The organism is Streptomyces sp. C10-9-1 (genome assembly GCF_024497955.1).
Taxonomy (GTDB): Bacteria; Actinomycetota; Actinomycetes; order Streptomycetales; family Streptomycetaceae; genus Streptomyces; species Streptomyces sanyensis.
The window spans coordinates 122291-144114 of sequence record NZ_JANHKP010000007.1; the positions used below are offsets into that span (position 1 = coordinate 122291).

The 21824-nt window shown below is 72.6% G+C and carries 22 protein-coding genes; 11 read left to right on the forward strand and 11 right to left on the reverse strand.

Annotation, left to right across the window (positions count from 1 at the left end; all coding sequences use genetic code 11):
• Nucleotides 1–205: 205 nt before the first annotated feature.
• Nucleotides 206–1039, forward strand: a complete 834-nt coding sequence (locus tag NPS70_RS11790; protein ID WP_256524115.1) for a helix-turn-helix domain-containing protein — start codon at nt 206–208, stop codon at nt 1037–1039.
• A gap of 75 nt (nt 1040–1114) precedes the next feature.
• On the opposite strand, the gene NPS70_RS11795 is transcribed toward NPS70_RS11790, so the two are convergent.
• Nucleotides 1115–2458, reverse strand: coding sequence for an MFS transporter (locus tag NPS70_RS11795; protein WP_256524116.1), 1344 nt, complete (start codon nt 2456–2458; stop codon nt 1115–1117).
• A gap of 196 nt (nt 2459–2654) precedes the next feature.
• On the reverse strand, nt 2655–3098 hold the full coding sequence (locus NPS70_RS11800) for a MarR family winged helix-turn-helix transcriptional regulator (RefSeq protein ID WP_256524117.1): 444 nt from the start codon (nt 3096–3098) through the stop codon (nt 2655–2657).
• Nucleotides 3099–3229: 131 nt separating this feature from the next.
• Here NPS70_RS11800 and NPS70_RS11805 point away from each other — a divergent pair, with 131 nt between their 5' ends.
• The gene (locus NPS70_RS11805; RefSeq protein ID WP_256524118.1) at nt 3230–3550 is read left to right on the forward strand and encodes a hypothetical protein; all 321 of its coding nucleotides are present in this window, start codon (nt 3230–3232) and stop codon (nt 3548–3550) included.
• Here the strand turns inward: NPS70_RS11805 and NPS70_RS11810 are convergent.
• On the reverse strand, nt 3520–4974 hold the full coding sequence (locus tag NPS70_RS11810; protein ID WP_256524119.1) for an NCS2 family permease: 1455 nt from the start codon (nt 4972–4974) through the stop codon (nt 3520–3522). The two genes, NPS70_RS11805 and NPS70_RS11810, sit on opposite strands and share 31 nt — an antisense overlap.
• Before the next feature lie 238 nt (nt 4975–5212).
• Here NPS70_RS11810 and NPS70_RS11815 point away from each other — a divergent pair, with 238 nt between their 5' ends.
• Both NPS70_RS11815 and NPS70_RS11820 read left to right on the forward strand, forming a co-directional pair.
• Complete coding sequence (locus NPS70_RS11815; RefSeq protein ID WP_256524120.1) at nt 5213–5512, forward strand: DUF2530 domain-containing protein; 300 nt, start codon at nt 5213–5215, stop codon at nt 5510–5512.
• A gap of 159 nt (nt 5513–5671) precedes the next feature.
• A complete protein-coding gene (locus NPS70_RS11820; RefSeq protein WP_256524121.1) occupies nt 5672–8188 on the forward strand; it encodes a cation-translocating P-type ATPase in 2517 nt (838 codons plus the stop codon).
• A gap of 139 nt (nt 8189–8327) precedes the next feature.
• Here the strand turns inward: NPS70_RS11820 and NPS70_RS11825 are convergent, their stop codons facing one another.
• The 3 genes from NPS70_RS11825 to NPS70_RS11835 all read right to left on the reverse strand — a co-directional run bounded on the left by NPS70_RS11825 (nt 8328) and on the right by NPS70_RS11835 (nt 10915).
• Nucleotides 8328–9545 carry an FG-GAP-like repeat-containing protein gene (locus tag NPS70_RS11825; protein WP_256524122.1) on the reverse strand — a complete coding sequence of 406 codons (1218 nt, stop codon included), beginning with the start codon at nt 9543–9545 and terminating at the stop codon, nt 8328–8330.
• 157 nt (nt 9546–9702) lie between these two features.
• A complete protein-coding gene (locus NPS70_RS11830) occupies nt 9703–10299 on the reverse strand; it encodes a dihydrofolate reductase family protein (RefSeq protein ID WP_256524123.1) in 597 nt (198 codons plus the stop codon).
• 163 nt (nt 10300–10462) lie between these two features.
• Nucleotides 10463–10915, reverse strand: coding sequence for an ATP-binding protein (locus NPS70_RS11835; RefSeq protein WP_256524124.1), 453 nt, complete (start codon nt 10913–10915; stop codon nt 10463–10465).
• Between NPS70_RS11835 and NPS70_RS11840 the strand changes: the two genes are divergently transcribed.
• Nucleotides 10914–11366, forward strand: coding sequence for a hypothetical protein (locus NPS70_RS11840; RefSeq protein ID WP_256524125.1), 453 nt, complete (start codon nt 10914–10916; stop codon nt 11364–11366). The two genes, NPS70_RS11835 and NPS70_RS11840, sit on opposite strands and share 2 nt — an antisense overlap.
• A 374-nt stretch (nt 11367–11740) precedes the next feature.
• Here NPS70_RS11840 and NPS70_RS11845 read toward each other — a convergent pair whose 3' ends face one another.
• Nucleotides 11741–12349 carry a TetR/AcrR family transcriptional regulator gene (locus tag NPS70_RS11845; protein WP_256524126.1) on the reverse strand — a complete coding sequence of 203 codons (609 nt, stop codon included), beginning with the start codon at nt 12347–12349 and terminating at the stop codon, nt 11741–11743.
• Nucleotides 12350–12475: 126 nt separating this feature from the next.
• On the opposite strand from NPS70_RS11845, the gene NPS70_RS11850 reads away from it, so the two are divergent.
• The gene (locus tag NPS70_RS11850; RefSeq protein ID WP_256524127.1) at nt 12476–13582 is read left to right on the forward strand and encodes a hypothetical protein; all 1107 of its coding nucleotides are present in this window, start codon (nt 12476–12478) and stop codon (nt 13580–13582) included.
• The gene (locus tag NPS70_RS11855) at nt 13575–13832 is read left to right on the forward strand and encodes a hypothetical protein (protein ID WP_256524128.1); all 258 of its coding nucleotides are present in this window, start codon (nt 13575–13577) and stop codon (nt 13830–13832) included. Before NPS70_RS11850 ends, NPS70_RS11855 begins: the two co-directional genes overlap by 8 nt.
• Nucleotides 13833–14062: 230 nt before the next feature.
• Here NPS70_RS11855 and NPS70_RS11860 read toward each other — a convergent pair whose 3' ends face one another.
• Nucleotides 14063–14299 (reverse strand): transposase, encoded by a 237-nt coding sequence (locus tag NPS70_RS11860; protein ID WP_256524129.1) that lies wholly within the window; start codon nt 14297–14299, stop codon nt 14063–14065.
• A gap of 24 nt (nt 14300–14323) precedes the next feature.
• Between NPS70_RS11860 and NPS70_RS11865 the strand changes: the two genes are divergently transcribed.
• From NPS70_RS11865 to NPS70_RS11880, 4 genes are all read left to right on the forward strand, one after another.
• A complete protein-coding gene (locus NPS70_RS11865) occupies nt 14324–14476 on the forward strand; it encodes a hypothetical protein (RefSeq protein WP_256524130.1) in 153 nt (50 codons plus the stop codon).
• Between the two features lie 286 nt (nt 14477–14762).
• Entirely contained in the window at nt 14763–15665 is a 903-nt protein-coding gene (locus NPS70_RS11870; RefSeq protein WP_256524131.1) for a hypothetical protein, read from the forward strand.
• Nucleotides 15666–15716: 51 nt separating this feature from the next.
• Nucleotides 15717–15998, forward strand: coding sequence for a hypothetical protein (locus NPS70_RS11875; RefSeq protein ID WP_256524132.1), 282 nt, complete (start codon nt 15717–15719; stop codon nt 15996–15998).
• Entirely contained in the window at nt 15995–16387 is a 393-nt protein-coding gene (locus NPS70_RS11880; protein ID WP_256524133.1) for a DNA-binding protein, read from the forward strand. Before NPS70_RS11875 ends, NPS70_RS11880 begins: the two co-directional genes overlap by 4 nt.
• 70 nt (nt 16388–16457) lie before the next feature.
• Here the strand turns inward: NPS70_RS11880 and NPS70_RS11885 are convergent, their stop codons facing one another.
• The 3 genes from NPS70_RS11885 to NPS70_RS11895 form a co-directional block, all read right to left on the reverse strand.
• A complete protein-coding gene (locus NPS70_RS11885; RefSeq protein ID WP_256524134.1) occupies nt 16458–16697 on the reverse strand; it encodes a hypothetical protein in 240 nt (79 codons plus the stop codon).
• A gap of 1066 nt (nt 16698–17763) precedes the next feature.
• Nucleotides 17764–18312 carry a hypothetical protein gene (locus NPS70_RS11890; protein WP_256524135.1) on the reverse strand — a complete coding sequence of 183 codons (549 nt, stop codon included), beginning with the start codon at nt 18310–18312 and terminating at the stop codon, nt 17764–17766.
• Nucleotides 18313–18430: 118 nt separating this feature from the next.
• A complete protein-coding gene (locus NPS70_RS11895; protein WP_256524136.1) occupies nt 18431–21607 on the reverse strand; it encodes a sacsin N-terminal ATP-binding-like domain-containing protein in 3177 nt (1058 codons plus the stop codon).
• Nucleotides 21608–21824: the final 217 nt, after the last annotated feature.

Below are 21824 nucleotides of genomic sequence, written 5' to 3' on the forward strand. Positions count from 1 at the left end.
CGTTGCGTTCACAGATGCATCAACACTCTCATTGCGATGCAGCAAGATAACAGCAGCTCAAGGCCGTCTAATCATTGCAATGAATCTGCCCGATAACGCAACGACCGTCCGATCAATCATTGCAATGGACTGGAGGTGAACGCTAGGCTGGGCGACGGCGGGCCGCACGGTCCCGCCGGGGGACGAGGGCCGTGAGGAGGCCGCGGTGCCGGGAGGCAGGCTCACCCAGCAGGAGCGTCAGCAGATCGCGTCGGGGCTGGCCGACGGCCTCGCCTACGCGGAGATCGCCCGGCGCCTCGGGCGCCCGACCTCGACCGTCACGCGCGAGGTCATGCGCAACGGCGGCCCCACCGCCTACCGCGCCGACCTCGCCCAGCGGGCCACGGGGCAGCGCGCCCGGCGCCGCCGGGCCGCTCCCCGGGGGCCGAGGGCGCCGGTGCGCGCCCACGGGCGCGACGACGGGGCGGTCCGCGCGTTCGAGGAGAGCTTCACCACGGCGATGATGCAGTCCGGGATGCCCGCGATGATGGCCCGGGTCATGGCCGCCCTGGGTCTCACCGACAGCGGCAGCCTCACGGCCGCCGAACTCGTCCGGCACCTCGACGTCAGCCCGGCGTCCGTGTCCAAGGCGATCGCGTTCCTGGAGGGCCAGGGGATGGTCCGGCGGCAGCGCGACGAGCGCCGCCGCGAGCGCTACGCGATCGACGACGACATCATGTACGAGTCGATGATGGCCAGCGCCCGGGCCGTCACCCGGATCGCCCGGACGGCGGAGGAGGGCGTCGGCGTCCTCGGCTCCGGCACCCCGGCCGGTGTCCGGTTCGGGAACATCGCCCGCTTCCTGGACTTCGTCGCCGAGAGCACCGCTCGCGCCGCGGAGCAGGGGCGCGAGATCCTGCACAGCGGCCTCCCGGCCGCCGCGCACGGCACGCCCGCCCCCGAGGGCTCCGCGGCCCCACGGCCCGCGGAGCGCCCCGAGAGCCGACAGCCGGACTCCGCGGGGCGAACGGACGCGCCCGGCGCCGGACCGGGCCGCTGACCTCCCCCCCGACCGGGCCGCTGGCCTCCCCCGGGACCTCCCCGGGCTCGCGGCCGGGCACCTCCCGGCCGCCGCCTACGCCGCCGCGGCCAGCCGCTCCCGCGGCACGAAGCGCACCCGCGGGTGGCCGTGGTGCCACCCCACCGACAGGCGCAGGCCGCCGGCCCGCGCGAGCATCACACCGACGCCCGCCGCGGCCAGCATGGCGACCGCTCCGCCCGCGGCGAAGCCGACCCGGGGGCCGTAGGTGTCGGTCACCCAGCCGACGACCGGGGCGCCGACGGGCGTGCCGCCGGTGAAGACCATCATGAACAGGCTCATCACGCGCCCCCGCATCAGCGGGTCGGTGGCCATCTGGACGCTGGAGTTCGCGGTGACGTTCACGGTCAGGCCGAACATGCCGATCGGGACCATCAGCGCCGCGAAGATCCAGAACGTGGGCGCGAAGGCCGTGACGACCTCCAGCAGCCCGAAGAGCACGGCCGCGCCGACCAGCACCCGCAGCCGGGAGGTGCCGCGCCGTGCGGCGAGCAGCGCGCCGATCAGCGAGCCGACGGCCATCAGCGTGTTGAGCAGCCCGTAGGTGCTCGCGCCGGACTCGAAGACCTCGTCGACGAAGGCGGCGAGCCAGATCGGGAAGTTGAAGCCGAAGGTCCCGATGAAGCCGACGAGCACGATCGGCCAGACCAGCTCGGGACGCCCGGCCACGTAGCGCAGGCCCTCGCGCAGCTGGCCCTTGCCGCGCGGGGCGCGTTCGACCTTGTGGAGTTCGGCGGGGCGCATCATGAGCAGGCCCGCGATCGGCGCCAGGAAGGACAGCCCGTTGAAGAGGAAGGCGTAGCCGCTGCCGACGGCAGTGATCATCACGCCCGCGACGGCCGGGCCCACCAGCCGGGCGGACTGGAAGTTCGCGGAGTTCAGGGAGACGGCGTTGCGCAGCTGCCCGGGGCCGACCATCTCGGCGACGAAGGACTGCCGGGCGGGGTTGTCGACCACGGTCACCAGCCCCAGCAGGAAGGCGGTGAGGTAGACGTGCCAGACCTGCACCTGGCCGCTGAGCGTCAGCAGGGCGAGGGCGAGGCCGGTCAGGCCCATGGCGCCCTGGGTGCCGAGCAGCAGCCTCCGCTTGGGCAGGCGGTCCGCGAGGACGCCGCCGTAGAGGCCGAAGAGCAGCATCGGCAGGAACTGGAGGGCGATGGTGATGCCGACCGCGGAGGCGGATCCGGTCAGGGTGAGCACCAGCCAGTCCTGGGCGATGCGCTGCATCCAGGTGCCGGTGTTGGAGACGACCTGCCCGATCGCGAAGAGCCGGTAGTTCCGGATCCTCAGCGAGCTGAACATCGTCTGCTTCTGCGGGGGTGCGGTGGTGTCGTGGGTGTGCGGTGCGGGGGCGGAGTCTGCTCCGGGTCCCGTACTCAAAGGGGCTCGCCTCCTCTGTATCGGTGTACGCGCGCTCCGGACGCCTTCGCTGTTCGCTCGCTCCGGGCCTCGCTTGTGCAGTCGTGCGGTCGTGCGGTCGTGCCGGGCGTGCCGCCCGGTTTCGGATGATGGGCGCCGCGGCGGAGGTTGGCCGCTACAGCCGTCCGGCGTACCGGCCGGCCCGCCGCGGCGGGCGCTACATCCGCGCGAGCTTGTCCAGGACGGGGGCGGCCGCGCGCAGCCTGGCCCACTCGTCCTCGTCCAGGCCCTCGGCGAGGGCGGTCAGCCAGGCGTTCCGCTTGCGGCGGCTCTCGTCGAGCATGGCCTCGGCCTGCTCGGTCTGGCTGACGACCTTCTGCCGTCGGTCGTCGGGGTGCGGCGCCAGCCTGACCAGCCCCTTGGCCTCCAGCAGGGCGACGATGCGGGTCATCGACGGCGGCTGGACGTGCTCCTTGCGGGCCAGTTCGCCGGGGGTCGCGGAGCCGCAGCGCGCGAGGGTGCCGAGCACGGACATCTCCGTCGGGCTGAGCGACTCGTCGACGCGCTGGTGCTTCAGGCGTCGGCCCAGCCGCATCACGGCCGAGCGCAGGGCGTTCACGGCGTCGACGTCCTCGTCATGGCCGTGGGACAGATCAGGCATGTTTTTTAGCGTAACTCATTACCCATGCTAAAGACCAGGGGTATACCCACCGGGGGAGGCATCACCCGAAGGAGTGAGTTCAGGCCGGAAACCGACCCAGCGGCGACCGCTTCCCGGTGACCCTGGCACGCATGGGATCGACAGTGCTCAGCCTGCGGATAGACGGTGAGCTGCTCGACCGGCTCCGGCAGCATGCCGCACGACGGCAGATGACCGTCCAGGACTACGTGGTGCGCACGCTCGTCCGCGACGACTTCGACGAACGGTTCAAGACCTCGGTCGACGAGACGGAGAGGTTCTACGGCCCGCCCACCGCCTCCCAGGGGCACCGGCCCGCCGCTCCCCTTCCCGACGAGGAGGGCACGGGCGCGGCCGGGGCGGGCCCGGCGGCCCGCCCCGACCGGCCGCGGGGGGAGCCGGGTCAGGTCAGGCCGAGCGCGGGCATCGCGTAGTAGAAGACGAACACCGCCGACACCGCGTACATCGCGACCGGGACCTCGCGGCCGCGCCCCGCGACCAGGCGCAGCACGGTGAAGGCGATGAAGCCGATGCCGATGCCGTTGGTGATCGAGTACGTGAACGGCATCATCACCATGGCCAGGAAGGCGGGGACGGCGATGGTGTAGTCGCTCCAGTCGATGTCCCGCACGGAGCCGGCCAGGATCAGGAAGCCCACCGCCAGCAGGGCCGGCGTGGCCGCCTGCGAGGGGACCATGGTGGCCAGCGGTGTCAGGAAGAGCGCCACCGAGAACAGCAGGCCCGTCACCACGGACGCGAGGCCCGTACGGGCGCCCTCGCCGACGCCGGCCGTGGACTCCACGAAGCAGGTGTTGGCGGAGGCGGAGCCCGCACCGCCCGCGGCGACCGCGATGCCGTCCACGACCAGGACCCGGTTGATGCCGGGGAGGTTGCCGTCGCGGTCCATCAGCCCGGCCTCGTCGCCCACGCCGAGGATGGTGCCCATCGCGTCGAAGAAGCAGGACAGCAGCACGGTGAAGACGAAGAGGCAGCCGGTCAGCAGGCCGACCTTCCCGAAGCCCCCGAACAGGCTGAACTCCCAGAAGAGGCCGAAGTCGGGCACCGCCACCGGGTTGCCGGGCCACTCGGGCGTGGTCAGGCCCCAGCTCGGGACGTCGGCGACCGCGTGGACGGCCATCGCGAGGGCCGTCATCACCACGATGGAGATCAGGATCGCCCCGGGGACCTTGCGCACGAGCAGCGCCAGCGTCAGCAGGGTGCCGAGCACGAACACCAGGACCGGCCAGCCGGTGAGGTGCCCGCCGGTGCCCAGCCCGAGGGGCACGGTGGTCCCGGCGGCGTCCGGGACGCGCGAGACGAAGCCCGAGTCGACCAGGCCGATCAGCATGATGAACAGGCCGATGCCGATCGCGATGCCCTTGCGCAGCCCGAGGGGGACGGCGTTCATCACGCGCTCGCGCAGCCCGGTGGCCACCAGCAGGATGACCACGAAGCCCGCCAGGACCACCATGCCCATGGCGTCGGCCCAGGACATCCGGGGGGCGAGCTGGAGCGCGACGACGGTGTTCACGCCGAGGCCCGCGGCGAGGGCGATCGGGACGTTGCCGATCACACCCATCAGAAGCGTGGAGAAGGCGGCGGTGACCACCGTGGCGGTGACCAGCTGGCCTCCGTCGAGCTGGTGCCCGTACATGTCCTCGGCGCTGCCGAGGATGATCGGGTTGAGCACCAGGATGTAGGCCATCGCGAAGAAGGTGGCGAACCCTCCGCGGACCTCCCGGGCGACCGTGGAGCCGCGCTCCGAGATCGCGAAGTAGCGGTCCAGCCCGTTCGCGGGCCGGGGAGCCGGCGGCGGCAGGTCGGGGGTGTCGACCGTGGCGGTGGCCGAGGAGGGCATGCGGAACCTCAGTCGGGCGAGGGGACGGGGGAGGCACAAAAAACCGGCTGGGTCTGGAGCTTCCTCCGACGGGAACCAGTCAGCCGTAATCGGTTTCAGTATGAATATATGAGGGGAAGATCGCTATCTCCGCGCGTAGAGCCTTGGGGCGCAAGGGGTCCGACGGCCGGGCGCGGAAGCAGGTCCCCCCGCCCGGACCCCCGTCGGCCCCGGCCCCCGGCCGACCTACACTGGCCCCATGGCGAAGTGGACCCCGAGGCACGAGGCACCCGAACCCCTTGAGGGTCCGATCGTCGCCACCATCACGGGCGGCACGATCCTGTGGTTCGCGCTGTTCCTCGTGCAGGTCCCGTTCTACGGCTGGTTCGACGACCGCGACCTGACCTGGTGGGTGTGGACCTGCCTGGCCGGCGGCGGCCTCGGCCTCATCGGCATCTGGTACGTCCGCGGACGGGACGCCGCCATCAAGCGCGCGCGGGCGGCCGAGGACGGCGGCCCTCCGGCCCGGGAGCCGGACCCCTCCTCCCCCGCCTCCTGACCCCTCCGGAACCACCGCCCCGCGCCCCCGAGGCCCGGCACCCGGCACCCGGCACCCGGCACCCGCCCGTGGTCCCCGCGGACGATTCGCCTACGCCCCCGGTCGGATCTTCGGCACCCTCGGGGGGTGAGGCGGCTGCCCGCCCCGTACCGTCGGAACATGACCCAGCGGGCGGACATCGACTCCGACGGCCCCGAGCCGAACGGCCACATCCCCGGCGGCAGCCCCGCCGTCGGCGCAGGCGCCGAACTCGACCCCGTACACCCCCCGCAGCCCCCTCCCGCCCCCGGAACGGGCACGGCACCGGCCGCGGCACCGGCCGCCGCGGCGAAGGCGCCCGCGCGCGGGCTCACCGCCGCCGAAGTGGCCGAGCGCGTCGCCCGGGGCGAGGTCAACGACGTCCCCCTGCGCAGCTCCCGGTCCACCGCGGACATCGTCCGCGGCAACGTCTTCACCCGCTTCAACGCCATCATCGGCGTGCTGTGGGGGATCATGCTGTTCGTCGCGCCGATCCAGGACAGCCTCTTCGGCTTCGTGATCGTCGCCAACACCGGCATCGGCATCGTCCAGGAGCTGCGCGCCAAGCGCACCCTCGACTCCCTCGCGGTGATCGGCGAGGCGAAGCCGCACGTCCGGCGCGACGGCGTCAGCGCCCCCGTGTCCACCTCCGAGATCGTCCTCGGCGACCTGGTCGAACTGGCCCCGGGCGACAAGGTGGTGGTCGACGGCCTGGTCGCGGAGGCCGACAGCCTGGAGGTCGACGAGTCGCTGCTGACCGGCGAGGCCGATCCCGTCGTCAAGCACCCCGGGGACACCGTCATGTCCGGGTCCTTCGTCGTCGCGGGCGGCGGCGCCTTCACCGCGACCAAGGTGGGCCGAGAGGCCTACGCCGCCCAACTCGCCGAGGAGGCGTCCCGCTTCACCCTGGTCCACTCCGAACTGCGCTCCGGCATCTCCACCATCCTCAAGTACGTGACCTGGATGATGGTCCCGACCGCACTCGGGCTGATCATCAGCCAGCTGGTCGTCAAGGACAACGACCTGCGGAACTCCATCGCCCGGACCGTCGGCGGCATCGTGCCGATGATCCCCGAGGGCCTGGTGCTGCTCACCTCCGTCGCCTTCGCCATCGGCGTGATCCGGCTCGGCCGCAAGCAGTGCCTGGTGCAGGAACTGCCCGCGATCGAGGGGCTGGCACGCGTCGACGTCGTCTGCCTCGACAAGACCGGCACCCTCACCGAAGGGGGCATGGACGTCACCGGGCTGCGCCCGCTCGGCGGCGCCGACGAGGCGTACGTCCGGAAGGTGCTGGGGGCACTCGGGGCGAGCGACCCCCACCCCAACGCCTCCCTCCAGGCGATCATCGAGGCGTATCCGGACGACGAGGAGTGGCGCTGCACCCAGTCGCTGCCGTTCTCCTCCGCGCGCAAGTACAGCGGAGCCGCCCTCAGCGAGGGCGACGGGACGGACTCGACCTGGCTGCTCGGCGCCCCCGACGTGCTGCTCGACGCCCACGACCCCGCCCTCGCGGAGGTCGACGCCCTCAACCGCGAGGGCCTGCGGGTCCTGCTGCTGGCACAGGCCTCCGGCGACCTCGACGGTCCGTCCCCGGCCCGGGGGGCGAAGCCCGCCGCCCTGATCGTGCTGGAGCAGCGGCTGCGGCCCGACGCCGCGGACACCCTGCGCTACTTCGCCGACCAGAACGTCTCGGCCAAGGTGATCTCGGGCGACAACGCGGTCGCCGTCGGCGCGGTCGCCGCCAAGCTGGGCCTGCCCGGGGCCTCGGCCACGGTAGACGCCCGGGAGCTGCCGAAGGACCCCGAGGCGATGGGCGAGCGCCTGGACGAGGGCGCGGTCTTCGGACGGGTCACCCCGCAGCAGAAGCGGGACATGGTCGGCGCGCTCCAGTCGCGCGGCCACACCGTCGCGATGACCGGCGACGGCGTCAACGACGTGCTGGCGCTCAAGGACGCGGACATCGGCGTCTCCATGGGCTCCGGCTCCGAGGCGACCCGTGCGGTGGCGCAGATCGTCCTGCTCAACAACAGCTTCGCCACCCTGCCGTCGGTGGTGGCCGAGGGCCGCCGGGTGATCGGCAACATCACCCGGGTGGCGACGCTCTTCCTGACGAAGACCGTCTACTCGGTGCTGCTGGCGATCCTCGTCGTCTGCTGGCAGGTGGAGTACCCCTTCCTGCCGCGGCACCTGACGCTGCTGTCCACGCTCACCATCGGCGTACCGGCCTTCTTCCTGGCCCTCGCACCCAACAAGGAGCGCGCCCGGCCCCACTTCGTGCGCCGGGTGATGCGCTATGCGATCCCCTCCGGGCTGATCGCGGCCACGGCCACCTTTTCCACCTACCTGCTGGCCCGCTCCCACTACAGCGGCACGGGGGCGCTGGACGCGGAGACCAGCGCGGCCACGCTGTGCCTCTTCCTGGTCTCGCTGTGGGTGCTGGCGATCATCGCCCGCCCCTACACCTGGTGGCGGATCGCCCTGGTGGCGACGATGGGCGGGGGCTTCCTGCTGGTCCTCGTCGTCCCCTGGCTCCAGCACTTCTTCGCGCTGAAGCTGGTCGGCACCGTGATGCCCTGGGCCGCCGTCGGCATCGCCGCGGCCTCCGGCCTGCTGCTGGAGTTCGTCTGGCGCTGGGTGGGCCGCCGCTTCCCCGCGTGAGCCCGGGTGGGGCCGGGTGGGGCGCGTGAGCCGTGAGCCGCGTCAGCCGCGTGAGCGGGCGGCCGCGAGGGCGACCCGACGGAAAGGGGCCTCCGCCGACGGCGGAGGCCCCTTCACCCGGTCCCACGACCCGAGCGGGTCAGAAGGCGCCGTTCAGCTGGTTCCAGTAGTCGCCGACGACCACACCGGCGGCCACACCACCCGTCCCGCGGCCCGTGTAGACCAGCTGGCAGCCGACGCCGCGGCACTCCTGGGAGACCCAGTTGGACCTGGTGGTGGCCATCAGGTCGGGGACGCCGTCGGCGTTCTCGTCGACGGCGACCAGGTCCTTCATGCTGTTCCAGCCGCCGGAGCCGATGAGCTTGCGGGCGCTGACCCCGCCGGTACGGCCGGGGTAGAGCCAGAGCCTGCCGGTGGCGGCCTCCCGGGCGTAGAGGTCGGGGTGGCCGTCGCCGTTGGTGTCGCCCATGGCGAGCAGGGCGTTCATGCTGTTCCAGCCACCGGCGCCGATCAGCTTCCGGCTCCCCAGACCACCGGACGCGGTGCCCGGGTACAGGTACAGCTTGCCCGTCGACTTCTGCACCGCGATCAGGTCGGAGCGCCCGTCGCCGGTCAGGTCTCCGAAAGCGGTGATGTGGGTCATGCTGTTCCAGCCGCTGACCCCGATCAGCTTCCGGGAGGTGAAGCCGCCGTTGCCCGAACCCGGGTACATCCACAGCCTGCCCGTCGACGCCTCCCGCGCGAGGACGTCCTCCCGCCCGTCCCGGCTGAAGTCACCGTGGCGCGTCAGGGCGCTCATCCCGTTCCAGCCGCCGCTGCCCACCAGCCGACCCGACTGGTCACCGGGCAGGAACCACAGACGGCCCGCGGTGTCCCGGACGAGGACGTCGGACCGGCGGTCGCCGTTCATGTCCGAGAAGCCGATGCCCTTGCTCGCGGGATACGACGTCCACTGGGGGTAGGCGTTGCCCGTGCACTCGCGCGCGGTGGAGACGAACCTGATCGAGCTGATGGTGCCCCTGCTCTGGTTCCAATGCTCACCCGTCGGGGCCGGGTATTGAGTATCGACGAACTCGGTCGTCCCGAAGTGTGGGTCATTGTGCAGGCAGGCGAACTTGGATGTGTGGTTCAGAAATGCCCAGAAGCGGTTGTCCCACGCCCCGAGGGTCGCCATGTCGGTCTTGGTCTTGAACATGGCGCCTCTGCCGAACCAGTCCTCCCAGCCGCAGAAGTAGCCCTTGGGGCAGTCGCTGATATCCGCCTGCGCGGGCGCGGCCCCCGCGCCGAGCACGGCGAGGGACGCGAGCCCCAGGGTGGTGGCGAATGCCGCCACCCGCCGGAGCAGAGTCGAACGCATAGCTGTCTTTCCCCTCCCTGAAGCGGCACGGAGAAGGCTCGACGCACCGCACGACGAAGATATCTCGCCATCATGATCATGCCACCGACGGCCCCGCCGTCCGCACCGGGCCCGCCGACCCGCCCACGGGGGGGTGCCTCCGCCCGGCCCGGGGCGCTCAGCCGTCGGCGCGCGTGTAGGTGAGGAACACCGCGCCGCTCCCGAGAACCGTGTGGTCCGCGAGGGTCCAGGTACGCGGGTCGAAGGCCGCCTTGCGGGAGAACAGCGGGATCCCGTCGCCGATGGTCAGCGGGCCGACCTTGAGGATCAACGTGTCGATCTCGGCGTACAGGGAGCCCGCGAGTTCACCGCCGCCGAGAAGCCAGATGTCCTTGCCCTCCTGCCGCTTGAGTGCGCGCACGGTCTCCACCGGGTCGCCGGCGACCAGCTCGACGGCCGGATCGGGGCACTCGGTCAGGGTCCGCGAGAACACCAGATGACGCAGATGGGGGTAGGCGTTGGCGATCCCGGCCGCCAGGCCGATCTCGTAGGTGCGCCGCCCTTCGAGCACGGTGTCGAAGTGCGTGCCCTCCGCCGTGACGGACAGCGCCTGCCGCGCCTGGACCGGCAGCGTCTCCGGGTACTCGGCCACGAGGTGGCGCAGGTAGTCCTCGGGCACGGGCCAGAAGCCGTCCGGGCCGGTGGGGTCCGCACCGTCCGGGCCCGCGATGAACCCGTCGAGAGTGGTGGCGATGTAGTGGACAAGCCTGCGCATGCCGGGCACCTTCCGTCGTCGGCTGTCGTGGCGCCCGGTCCGGGGCCGCAGAGCGGCGTGCCGGGTCGCGGACCACCGGGCGATCATGGCACCCGATCGCCGGCACGCCCACCGGGTTTCCGTCCCGGAGCCCGCCGCCCGGAGGGAACGTCCCCGGCACCCTCTACCCCCGTGCCCCGTACTCCAGTTCCGCCCAGACGGTCTTGCCCACCGGCACCCGGCGCTCCACCCCCCAGCGCTCCGCCAGGGCGTCCACGAGGACCAGCCCGCGCCCCGACTCCTCGTCTGTGCAGGGCACGCGGACCGAGGTCGGGGGCCGGGCCTCGGCGGCGTCCGCCACCTCGACGCGCAGCACACCGCGGCCGCCCCCGTCCGCCTCCCTCAGCTCCAGCCGCAGCCCGAAGTCCCGCCCGCGCACCCGCCCGTGGCGGACGGCGTTCCCCGCGAGTTCCGCCACCACCAGGGCCGCCGCGCACGCCAGCTCCGAGGCGGGCGGATGCCCCCACTCGCCCAGGTGCCGCACCGCGACCCGCCGGGCCAGGCGCGCCCCTCGCGGCGTCGCCCCGAACTGCGCCCGGAAACAGACGTACGGGGACCGCGCCGTTCTCTGGAGCATGGGCGAGATCCGCGCAACCGACGTCGTCACCGCTGCCTGTGATGCGCTCGTTTCCGGCCTCGACAGTCCTGCCCTACGGATCCTGGCCGCGTGCACGCGCACGGAGGCGGACCACGACGTCCCCGACCTCCTTCCCCCGGCACTCGACGAACTGGGCCTCACCTTCCACCCAGCGGGCAGCGTTGCCGGACACGAAGCCGCGGCGCGAGCACTTGCCGCCCGGATGCTGGCCGGCGAACTGACGCCACGCGAGCTGGCCTTCAGAATCCATCAGCGCTTCGGGCGCGAGCTGCCTCTGGCCGAGCAACTCGCCAACCTGGACGACGACTACGACGTCCTCGAATACGGCGACAGAACACAGGCGCAGTTCGACGCTGATGTCACGACCGAAGCTCTTCGACTCACGCAGCACCCTCGTGTTCCAACCGAACCCACGGGTCTACCGACCTGAAGCAGACCGGTGCACCCGTGGGTTCAGGCTGAAGGACCTTCGGTTTCCGTGAACCCACGGGGATCTGGGCCCTGTCCTCCCGAAGCTACGGCGACATGACAAGTAGCTCTCTGTAATCACAGTGACGCCCGGTCGGGGATGGCAGGGCGGGGTCCGGGGACGTCGCCGACCTGGACCGCAGGTCCGCGACATGCCCCATGAACCCCATGCACGGTGGCCACCCGATTCAAGGACGACGTCACGGTGAGGAGCGGGGTCTGGGACGTGGGCCGGTTCCTCGCGGCGGTCGCCTTGGCCATCCTCACCGGCCCCCTACTCCCGGATCACTCAAACCGCTTCGCCCTTCGGGAGGAGCACGGCTACCGGGGCTGTCGCTAGGAGCTGTGCGGCTTCGCCTGGAGGTAGCGGGTCAGGATGAGGCGGAGGGTGGGCAGCTGGTCGGCCGGATCGAAGCCGGGGCTGGTGGCCGCGCTGGTGTAGACCGAGGCGATCAGGGCCGTGATCCATGTTGCGGTGCTGTCCGGGTCCAGCTCGGGGTCGATCAGGCCGTCGTCGGCGGCTCGTGTCAGCAGCGCGGCGATCGCCGCGTGTTCGTCGGCGTTGCCGCGGCTCAGCAGCGCTTCGAGTTCGGGGTCGCGGTAGGCCTGGACCATCGCTTCCATCACCAGTGCGGGCACCACCGGCTCGGTTGCCGGGGCGGCGAGGTGGTCCACGAGATCCATCAGCGCCTGCCACGGGTCGTCGGCACCCCGGGCCTTGACCAGGCGTTCGGCCTTGTCGTCGCCCTCCTCGTCGAACACTGCGAGGAAGATCGCCCGCTTGTTGGGGAAGTAGTGGAACAGGTTGCCCGCACTGATCCCGGCGGCCTTGCAGATCTCGGCGGTGGTGGTGCGCTCGTAGCCCTTGGCCGCGAACAGGCCGGTCGCGGCGTCCAGGATGTGCCGTCGGCGCGCCTGGTGCTTGGCCGGGTCGACCGTTCTCATCGCACCCTTCCTGGCTGAGTCCTCGTGGAGCGCTTCCACTTTAGCGGTCCCGTGGAGCAATAATAAACCGAGCGCTCGGTCTAGTATTGGCGAGCCAGCCGCTGCCCCGACAACGAAGGACCGCCCATGGCCTCAGCCCGCACCGCCCGTTGTCCGATACCTCCGCTGCGGCGCAGGTTCGGACCGATCCTCGGACTGCTGCTGCTTTCCCCTATATGCGCCGAATACCTCATCGGCTACCTGGAAGTCATGGGGCGCCCGTTGGACTTGCTCACCGGGCTGCTGATCCTGGCTCCGCTCTATGGAACTGCTGCCGTGGTGATCCGCGAGGTGACTCGTCGGACCGGGCGCGGATGGCCGTCGATCCTGTTGCTGAGCGGTGCGTTCGGCGTGATCCAGGCCGGGCTGGTCGATCAGAGTCTGTTCAACCCCGACTTCGTCGACGAACCATCCTGGGACCTGGAGCGGCTGCCCACGGTGATCCCCGTCTTGGGGATCAGCCTCAACCACGTACTGGACTTCGTTGCGGGTCACGTGATCTGGAGCTTCGCCGCGCCGATCGCGGTGATCGAGTCCTGCGCGCCACGCGTGGCCGGCCGGCCGTGGCTGGGCAGGGCCGGAATGGTGGTGATGGCGGTGCTCTACGGGCTGGCGGTGCTGGTGATCTTCCGAGAGCACACCAAGGACTTCATGGCCTCGCCCGCACAACTCGCCGTCGCCGCGGCAGCAGCCATCGCCTTGGCGGCGGCGGCCTTCCTGGTGCCGCGTCGTCCCTCCCTGCGGCGTTCCGGATGGGTGCCAGCCCCGTGGCTGGCCGGGAGCATCGCCGTGGCGCTGATGACGGTGCACCACGTGCTGCCCGGGAGCCGGCCGGGGACCGCTCTCGATCTGCTGACACTCGTTCTGCTCGGCGGGCTGGTGGCATGGTGGTCCGGGCGGGCGCGGTGGGGGCGCGGGCACGCACTGGCGGTCGGCGGCGCCGCACTGGTGGCCAACGCGGGGCTGTCCTTCATGGTCGAGCCGCTCGGAGGGGTCTCCCTCACCTCCAAGTACGCAGCCAACGCGGTTCTTGTGGTGGGTGTGCTGGCGCTGCTGTTCTGGGCGCGACGGCGACTGCTGGACGTCGCCCCCGCGCAGGTCGGTCCCGAGCTGGGGGAAGGCGCGGCGGAAGGCGGACCCGAATCTGGCGGTGCCCGACACCCAGAGCGTGCACGCGGCGACTGGGGTGCCTGAACAGTCGACGGGGTGTGATGCGGCAGAAGAAGTACCGGGCCGCAAGCGCGGCCTGGCCGTTGACGTGCTGCGCCTGGCGATCGCGGTGGTGGCGCTCGCCGCCGGCATCGCGCTGCTGGACAAGGTCGCCGCCGACACCGACACCCGTTCGGAGTCGCAGGCGTACCGGGCGATGACCGCGGTGATACTGCGCCGGCTGACCGGAGCCACCGCAGCGACCTGGCGCAGCACATGGCCGGCGGGGAGCTGACTCCCGGGGCAGTAATGGCGCGGCTGGAGGAGCCGGAACACACGAGCGGCGCGAGGCCGCAACCCGCCATCCCGGGCACCTTTACGGCCGCCCGCCTCCGTCGAGGGCCGCAGCGTCCGGCGCCGAGAGGGGCGCCAGCGAGCCGGGCGTGGTTCGGGGGCCGGGCACCACGCCTTTCCGCATGAGCGTGAGCTGGGATCTCGTGTCCGGCTCGAACCTTCCGTAAGGGTTCACGTGCGTCCAGAACAGCGGGGACAGCCCCGCCGGTCCGCGTCAGTGAGGCGGGCCTGCCACTTCTCCTCAAACAGAATGTCCTGGAGCAGAAGCGTGTTGACGTGCACCGACGCCGACTGGAGCAAGTGCAGTGCCAGCATGGAGACTTCCTGGCTCTCCTTGTCCGAGCCGGTCAGGTCGCCGTCCTTGCCGTAGAACACGTCGTGGTTGGCGCTATTCCAGTTCTCCACCACCTGCAAGCCATCGTTGATCTCCCCTTGAGGATGTCGATCAGGTCGATGGTGCCCCAGCGGCGTTCGATCTCCGCCTTCATGGACCCCGACCGCCCCAACCTCACCTTCCACACCGCACCCTGGACCACCTTCCTCACCCACCTCAAGCGCGGCCGGGGCGCGGTCGACCGGGGCTGAGCGGACCGCGGTCCGGTGGGGCGGGGAGCCGGGGGACGAGGAGTCGCCGGGGGCGGCCGGGGGGCGGTCCGCCGGGGTCCGGTCGGGCGCGAACTCCCTTCAAGAACCGGGGAAAAGAACCCTCCCGCCCTCCCTCCCCTCCCGGCCTCACCCGGACGGGTGAACGGCTTGCGGGGCCGGTGAGCGGGCGGCTACGTTCGCGGCAAAGACCCAGACACAGGACGGCCCCCGCCGGGACTGGCATCCCGAACGAGGGCCTGACCTCTCAGGAAGAAGACGCTTCCCGATGGCTGAACCGAAGTCTAACGCGCCCCTGCGCGCCCGCACCGGAACACCCGCCTCCGGCGTGATCCACGTCCGGACCCGGCTCACGTCCGACTTCGCCGTGATCGCCAACTCGCTTGCCCAGCGCCGGGGAAGCGCCGTCACGGTCGGCGTCGCGGCGTACATCCTCTCCCTCCCCGACGGCGCCCCCGTCCGCATCGACGCCCTCTGCGCGCACTTCACCGAGGGCGAGATCCTGATCTCGCGCGCCCTGCGCGAGCTGGAGGCGGACGGCTACCTGGAGCGCCGCCGCGAGCGCGGGCCGGGCGGCGTGATCCGCACCCGGACCTTCTTCCACGACGTGCCGGCCGGCAGGGCGGCGGCCGAGGCGGGGGCCGAGGCCCCGCGGCCGGTGGGCGCGCCCGCTCCCGTGCCGGAGGCGCCCGCCGCGCGGCCGGACGCCCCGTCCCCGTCCGCCGCCCGCCCGGAGGCGGGCCGCCCCGCCCCTCCGCCCCCGGCACCGGACCCGGCACCGGATCCGAGAGCCGCCGCGCTGCTCGCCTCGCTGCGCCTGGCGGACCGGCGGCTGGTGCTCTCGCGCCACGAGGTCGACCGGCTGGCGCCGGAGGTCGGCCGGTGGCTCGCGCTCGGCTTCGGCCCCGAGGAGATCACCGGGCACCTGACCGCCCGGCTGCCCGATCCGCTGCGGGCCCGCCCGGCCCGGATCCTCGCCTACCGCCTGCGGGAGCTGCCCCCGGCCCTGCCGGAGCAGCCCCTCGCCACGCCCCCGGCACGACCTGCCGTCCTGCCCTGGCAGACCTGCGACGGCTGCGAACGCGCCTTCCGCGCCCCGCTGCCCGGCCGCTGCCGCGACTGCCCTCCCCCCGGGGCGGCACGGGGCGCGGCACTGGCGGCGGCGTGCTGAGCGGTCCACCACGCCTCGCTGATTAACAAAAGGATTGTTAAATTGATGCTCATGGTGGCAGACGACCCCGCTCCCGGCGAGGGAGCCGTTCGACCGATCTCGGTGTCCCTCCACGAGGGGACCATCGCCGCCCTCAAGGCGCGCACGGGGAAACGCGGCATGTCCGCCTACATCGAGGCACTCGTCCAGCGGCAGTTGGAGCGGGACAGGCTGCGGGAACTCATCGACACCGCGGAGCGCGAGCACGGAGAGGTCGACCCGGCCGCCGTGGAGGCACGCAGAGCGCTGCTGCGCGGCGAGGCCGGCCCCACGGGCGCGGCGGGCGCCGCGTGAGCGGGACCCTGCTGCTGGACTGCGAGGGACTGTCCAGGGTGGTCGTCCGTGATCGCGGACTGACGGAATGGCTCGCCGCCGCGGAGGCCGAGGACCTCCGCGTGGTCGTCAGCGCCGTCACGCTGGTCGAGGCACGCGACCCCGAGGTCCCCCAGGCGCGACTCGACTTCGCGGTCTCCCGTGTGAACGTGGTCCCGGCAAGCGAGGTGATCGCGCGGGAGGCGAGCAGACTGCTGGCAGCGGCCGGTCTGCACGGCCACCGGTACGCGCTCGACGCCGTGGTCGCCGCCACCGCACTCGCTTCGCCCCGCCCCGTCACCGTCCTCACCTCGGACCCGGACGATCTCGGACGGCTGTGCGGCGGAGCGGCCCGGGTCGTCGGCCTCTGACCCGGGCGCCAGCCCTCCCGCCGCGTGGGACCGGCCCGTGCGGCGGGAGGGGTGGCCGGGGGCGGTTTCGCTAGCTGCCCGAGGGGTCGATGACGTTGCCGTTGGAGCAGTTGTTGACGTGGTCGGAGACGTAGTCGCCCAGGACGGGGACGACGGCGACCTCCTGGAGGCAGACGGCGGCGGCGGTGAAGTCCCAGTTGTTCGCCCCGTTGACGCCTCCGCCGAAGCTGCTGTCGTCGTCGGCGTGGGCGGGGGTGGTGAGGGCCGCGGCGGCCAGGGCGAGGGTCACGGTCGAGATGATCTTTCGCATGGTCGGGAGAACGACCTCCCGCTCCCCGGGTCACGCCCCCTCGCCCACCCGTGCGAGGGACACCCGGCCGCCCTGCTGCCGCGCCGCGGTCTGTACCGATGCCGACGGCCCGGCCGCCCGGCCTGCCCGCTCACCAGGCTTGCGGCAGGTCATGCCCCCTCTACACTCCTCACCCAACTGCGGCCGCGCACCCGAGCGACAGGAGTGCGACGCTCGTGATGTTCATGCCGTTCGCGGCGCGGAAGAGTGCGCTTCTCCCGTCGCCGCGTGTCCGGACCCACGCGGATCCGCCGTCCTTGGGTTGAGCCCCACCGGTGGACGAGTGGTGCAACATCCCTCGATCAGCTTGACGGGGAGAGTCGGGGAGGAACTGTCCCTGGGGGCCTGGAGGCCCGGCACTCATCCAACCCACGCAGCGGATAGGACGAGCAGGTACGGCTGATCAGTTGACACCACATCACTCTTTGCCGGTGCCGGTGCGGGAGTCGTGCAGGGCCCGACGAGCGGGAAATCAGAGGTTCGGAAAATCCTCACGTGCTACGATGCGCCCCCCTTGAACGAGTGAGTCCTCTGAACGACCATCCAACGGATGGTCGACCAGCACGGATTCCGGAACGCCGCTCTCGCATATTCGATCCGCGACTGCTTTCTTGTGAGGATGAGTCACGATTGACGCTGGATCTCTTGTTCTCGGGTTCTGCGGCCTGCTGCTGGCACTGGACCTCAAGGGAAGTGGCGCCAGCCTCTTCTCGAAACTCGTCACGAGAACTCTCTACGGGCATGCAGACGATTCGATGCGACGGCTCTTCAGATGTGTGGGGTTCGGCCTCACGACGCTCTCCGTAGCGGGAGCAACAGCCATGCTTGTCGTGTCGTGATCAGCCAAGACGAGTGGCATCGACGAGCTTCTGTCATCCCGAATTGCGAGTTCGCACCCGGGATCTGTAACACTGCACGCCTGTCGAGAATGCCGCAGTTGCATGGAGGTTTCCGGCACAGGATCAAGGGCTGCCCCGCAGGAACCCTGGCGCCGAGTACGGAACAGCCTGGGGAACTGGTGAGGCGCTCAGCCGGTGCTTCGTGAGGGGTGCAGGGACCGGGCGAAGTCGGCGAGTGCACGGAAGTCGTCCTCCCGGAGGCCGATCCGCGGGTTGACGTGGTGGAGGAGCCCGGGGGCTTGGTGGTGGGCGCTCACGTAAGCCTGATCCGGCTCGCTCTGCTCGTCGTCCACCCAGGCGAAAGGACGGCCGCCCGCGTAGTCCACCAGCGGCCCGGTCTTCCAGTGGACTCCATCAGGGCGTTCCTGGAACAGAACGTCGCCGAAGTCCACGAAGGGGAGTTCCGGAAGGCCCAGGACCGGTGCGATCCACCGGTTGGCCTCGTCCATCCATGTGGTGGCCCAGCACAGCTCGAAGCCGAGCCGGAGCAGGATTGGTCCGTGCTCCGGGTTGAGCCAGACACGTAGTGGTCGTCGGGACGAGAGGCTCCTGTCGTCCTCGTGGGCGCCGTTCCGGGGGACCCTGAGCGTGGTGTAACCCTCGGGACGCCTCTGCGGCTTGGCCGCGTACGGGTTGAGCGGTCCGTCCACGTCGAGGAACAGCAGCGGTCGGTTCACGGTTCTCCCGGGCCTTGCTCACGGTGGACTGCCCCCGATCAGCGGAACTGCGGCGTCGCCTCGGCGGGTGGCCGCCGCGCGGAGCGGCCGCGTGCGGACGGCCGCCCCGCCGCGGGCCCTACGCGTCGAACCAGCGGTCGCGCTCCAGCTCCGCCGTGCGGGAGGGGTCCTCCAGCAGGGCGGCGACCTCGAAGCGGCGCGGCCACTGGCCGGTCGCCCAGGCCAGGCCCGCCGCCACGCCCTCGAAGGTGGCCGCGTGGAGCACGCCGTCGGGGGCCCGGTACCAGTCCAGTTCCACGCCCGCGACCAGCAGCTCCTCGTGCTCCACATAGGTCTCGGGGGTGTCCGGGCCGAGCAGGGTGCGGACCGGGTCCGGGACCTCGTGCACCTCGCCGTCGCCCGCCACCCCGGCGGTGACCGTCTCGCTCAGCCGGCGGACCTGGAAGAGTTCCGCCAGGTCGGCCGCGCGCGAGGGGGCCACCGGCAGCAGGGGCAGGCCCGAGGCGAACGGGAGCAGGTCGGGGCTGTCGGCGACGACCGCGTCGACGGCGTCCACGACGGCGGACTCACCGTCCAGGACCGCGCGGAGTTCGTCCGGAAGGGTGACCTGCTCCGGGTCGAGGTCGGCCATCGCCGTGTAGAGGCCGTGGAGCTGGGCGGGGCGGACGGGGCGGTCCGGGTCGGCCAGCCGGGACAGCAGTTCGGCGGCCCCGCCCGGCTCCTGGAGCAGGGCGGCGACGGAGGTCCGCACGCCGAGGGCGTGGAGCACCTGGGCGTCCTCGAAGCCGGTGGTGTCCGCCGGGGCGTAGAGCCCGTCCAGCAGCGGATCCGCGCCCGAGGCCCGCAGCCCCGCCGGGCGGCGGCCGTCGAGCACCGGGTGGTCACGCAGCCACCAGGCCGTGTAGGGGCGGACGGTCTCGGTGGTGCCGTCGGGCATCAGGACGCGGACCGGCTGGGTGAGCGCGTCCCGCAGCGGGGGCCGGGCCAGCAGGGCGAGCGCCTGCGGCCATCGGTCGTCGTCCACGAGGTCGAGGTCGCGCACGGCGACCAGTTCGGTGGCCACCGGGGGGACCGGGCTGTCGGGGAGCCGGTCGAGCACGTCCTCGCACCACACGTCGACGGCGTCCAGCAGGCCGACGTCGTCCGGTTCGGCGAAGTCGCCCTCCCGGGGCTCCAGTTCGTCGGGGTCGAGGACGACGTCGGTGGCGCGGACGAGGGCGAAGTCGGCCAGCACCCCGCAGGCGGCCAGCGGCGCCTCGCCCCAGCGGTCCGCCAGTTCCCGGTCGCACAGGGCGAGTTCGCCCTGGCGCATCACCGAGGCGAACGCGCTTGAGGGCAGCACCAGTTCACCGGCCGGGGCGGGTTCGCCGTCCTCGTCCGGCAGGGCCAGCGCCCCGAGCCAGGGCTCGTCGCCCGGCTCCAGCTCGGCGTCCCGCACCAGGGCGAGCACGGTCTCCGCCAGTTCCTCGGCGTCGAGGGTGTCGGCGTCCTCGTCCCAGATCTCGCCCTCGTCGAGGGAGGCCGCGACCGCGGCCCGGACCTGGGGGGTCGTCAGCACCGCGCGGGGGGTGGCGGGCAGTGCGCCGAGCTTCTCCAGCAGCGGGTGCGCCGCGTCCGGGTGGACCACCTTCAGGCCGAGGCGGGCCAGGTGGGGCGGGGTGTCGGCGAGCGGCAGCAGGGTCTGGCGGGGTCCGATGGTGGTGCGGCCGTCGGCGAGCGGGACCGGCAGGCCGGTGAGCCGGTCGGGGTCCACGCCCGCGAGGCTGTCGTAGAGCCTGCGCCACCACTCGGGGGCGCGTTCCAGCCCGGCGAGCCGGTCGATCGCCTCGGTCAGGGGGACCCGCGCCACGCCCAGGGTGCGCAGCTCCACCCGGCGCTCCAGGCCCGCGGGCAGCAGGCTCGGCAGCACCTCGGCGAGGACCCGCACGGTCTCGCCGCCCGCCCCTTCCAGCACCTCGGCCTCGATGGGCCGCAGCGCGGGGGGCGCCTCGCGGTCCGGGAGGCCGGACGCGTCGCCGGTGAGCGCGGCGTCCTCACGGGGCTCCGCCGCGGCGTCCTCACGGGGCAGGGCGGGCTCCAGGAAGGCGGTGCGCGGGAGCCGGTCCAGGATCGCGGCGCGCAGGGCGCCGTCCAGGGTGCCCTTGCCGAGCGGGCCGGGCACCAGGTCGATGGTGGCGGTGGTCACGGGCTGCCAGGCGCCCAGGAGTTCGGCGTACGCCTCGGCCGCGCGCTCGACCAGGAAGTCGGTCAGCGGGCCGGGGGCGGGGTGCCGCCGGGTCGGGTCCAGCGGCAGGGAGGCGATCAGCAGCGCGGGCACGCCCAGGGGCTCGTCGGTGGGGGTCGGCGCGTGGACCACGGGCGCGGTCTCCGGGCGGGCGGGGGCGCCCTCGGCGCCGGCCGGGACGGCCCAGGTGACGGACCAGTGCGGGCGCAGCCGCTCCTCGGTGGGGCGGTCCGCCAGCAGGGCGGGGTCGGTCGCTCCGGAGCGGCTCACCACCCGCCAGCGGCGCTCGCCGCGGGTGCTGTCGTCGAGGCGGACGTAGGGGCCGTCGGTGGAGCGGGACACCCGGCGGACGCCCTCCGGTGTCTCCACGAGGAGCTCGGCGAGTCCGGGGAGGGTCAGCAGCAGGGCGTCGTCGATGCCGGCGAGCAGCCGTTCGACCAGGTCCACGGCGGCGCCGTCGCGCAGCGGCAGCACCACGACGGTGTCGTAGCCCTCGGGGGCGGTGCCCTCGGCGGGCAGCGGCAGACGCAGCAGCGGCACATGGCCGTCGCGGCGCCGCAGCTCGTCGCCGAGCCCGGGGCTGGCCTGCGCCGCCCGGGAGACCATCTCGCGCGCCTCGGGCAGGGACCAGCGGACGCCGCCGTGGCGCCCGAGGACGGCGGGCTCGTCGCTGACGGCGAGGACGGCGGCGAAGCCGACGCCGAAGCGGCCGACGGACGCCTCCTGGCCCTCGCGTTTGGCGGAGGCGCGCAGGGTGCTCAGCGACTCCACCCCGGCGGCGTCGAGCGGGGCGCCGGTGTTGGCGGCGGCCAGCACGGTGGGCTCGCCGTCGGTGCCGGGGCGCAGGGTCAGCCGCAGTCGGCCGGGGACTCCCGCGCGGGCGGCGGCGTCGGCGGCGTTCTGGGCGAGTTCGACGACGAGGCGGTCGCGGTAGCCGCCGAGCGCGAGGTCCTCCTCGGCGTTGGCGTCCTCCCGGAAGCGTGCGGGGCCCGCGCCCCAGGCGTCGAGCACCCCGCGCCGCAGGCGCGCCGTGGCGAACGGGTCGGCCCCCTCGGTGGTGTGGACGCTCACGCTGCGACTCCGCTCTGTGGGGTGGGGCGCTGCCCCGGGGCTGTGCCTGTGGCGAAGGTACCGCGTCCGGCGGCCGCCCCGCCCGGCCGCCCACCCGTTCCGGTCCCCGTCGGCGCGGTCGGTGTCGGGACGGTCACCGAGGGGGTGGGCGGGCGCGGAGGGGCGGCCGGCGGCGGGGCGGCCGCCGCGGGGGACGCGGGCAGGGGCCCGGGCCGGG

Excerpts from the sequence above, each read along its gene's own strand:
- NPS70_RS11800 (WP_256524117.1), bottom strand. The coding sequence starts at position 3,098 with ATGCCTGATCTGTCCCACGGCCATGACGAGGACGTCGACGCCGTGAAC.
- NPS70_RS11805 (WP_256524118.1), top strand. The coding sequence starts at position 3,230 with ATGGGATCGACAGTGCTCAGCCTGCGGATAGACGGTGAGCTGCTCGAC.
- NPS70_RS11810 (WP_256524119.1), bottom strand. The coding sequence starts at position 4,974 with ATGCCCTCCTCGGCCACCGCCACGGTCGACACCCCCGACCTGCCGCCG.
- NPS70_RS11815 (WP_256524120.1), top strand. The coding sequence starts at position 5,213 with ATGGCGAAGTGGACCCCGAGGCACGAGGCACCCGAACCCCTTGAGGGT.
- NPS70_RS11820 (WP_256524121.1), top strand. The coding sequence starts at position 5,672 with ATGACCCAGCGGGCGGACATCGACTCCGACGGCCCCGAGCCGAACGGC.
- NPS70_RS11825 (WP_256524122.1), bottom strand. The coding sequence starts at position 9,545 with ATGCGTTCGACTCTGCTCCGGCGGGTGGCGGCATTCGCCACCACCCTG.
- NPS70_RS11830 (WP_256524123.1), bottom strand. The coding sequence starts at position 10,299 with ATGCGCAGGCTTGTCCACTACATCGCCACCACTCTCGACGGGTTCATC.
- NPS70_RS11840 (WP_256524125.1), top strand. The coding sequence starts at position 10,914 with ATGGGCGAGATCCGCGCAACCGACGTCGTCACCGCTGCCTGTGATGCG.
- NPS70_RS11835 (WP_256524124.1), bottom strand. The coding sequence starts at position 10,915 with ATGCTCCAGAGAACGGCGCGGTCCCCGTACGTCTGTTTCCGGGCGCAG.
- NPS70_RS11845 (WP_256524126.1), bottom strand. The coding sequence starts at position 12,349 with ATGAGAACGGTCGACCCGGCCAAGCACCAGGCGCGCCGACGGCACATC.
- NPS70_RS11850 (WP_256524127.1), top strand. The coding sequence starts at position 12,476 with ATGGCCTCAGCCCGCACCGCCCGTTGTCCGATACCTCCGCTGCGGCGC.
- NPS70_RS11870 (WP_256524131.1), top strand. The coding sequence starts at position 14,763 with ATGGCTGAACCGAAGTCTAACGCGCCCCTGCGCGCCCGCACCGGAACA.
- NPS70_RS11875 (WP_256524132.1), top strand. The coding sequence starts at position 15,717 with ATGGTGGCAGACGACCCCGCTCCCGGCGAGGGAGCCGTTCGACCGATC.
- NPS70_RS11885 (WP_256524134.1), bottom strand. The coding sequence starts at position 16,697 with ATGCGAAAGATCATCTCGACCGTGACCCTCGCCCTGGCCGCCGCGGCC.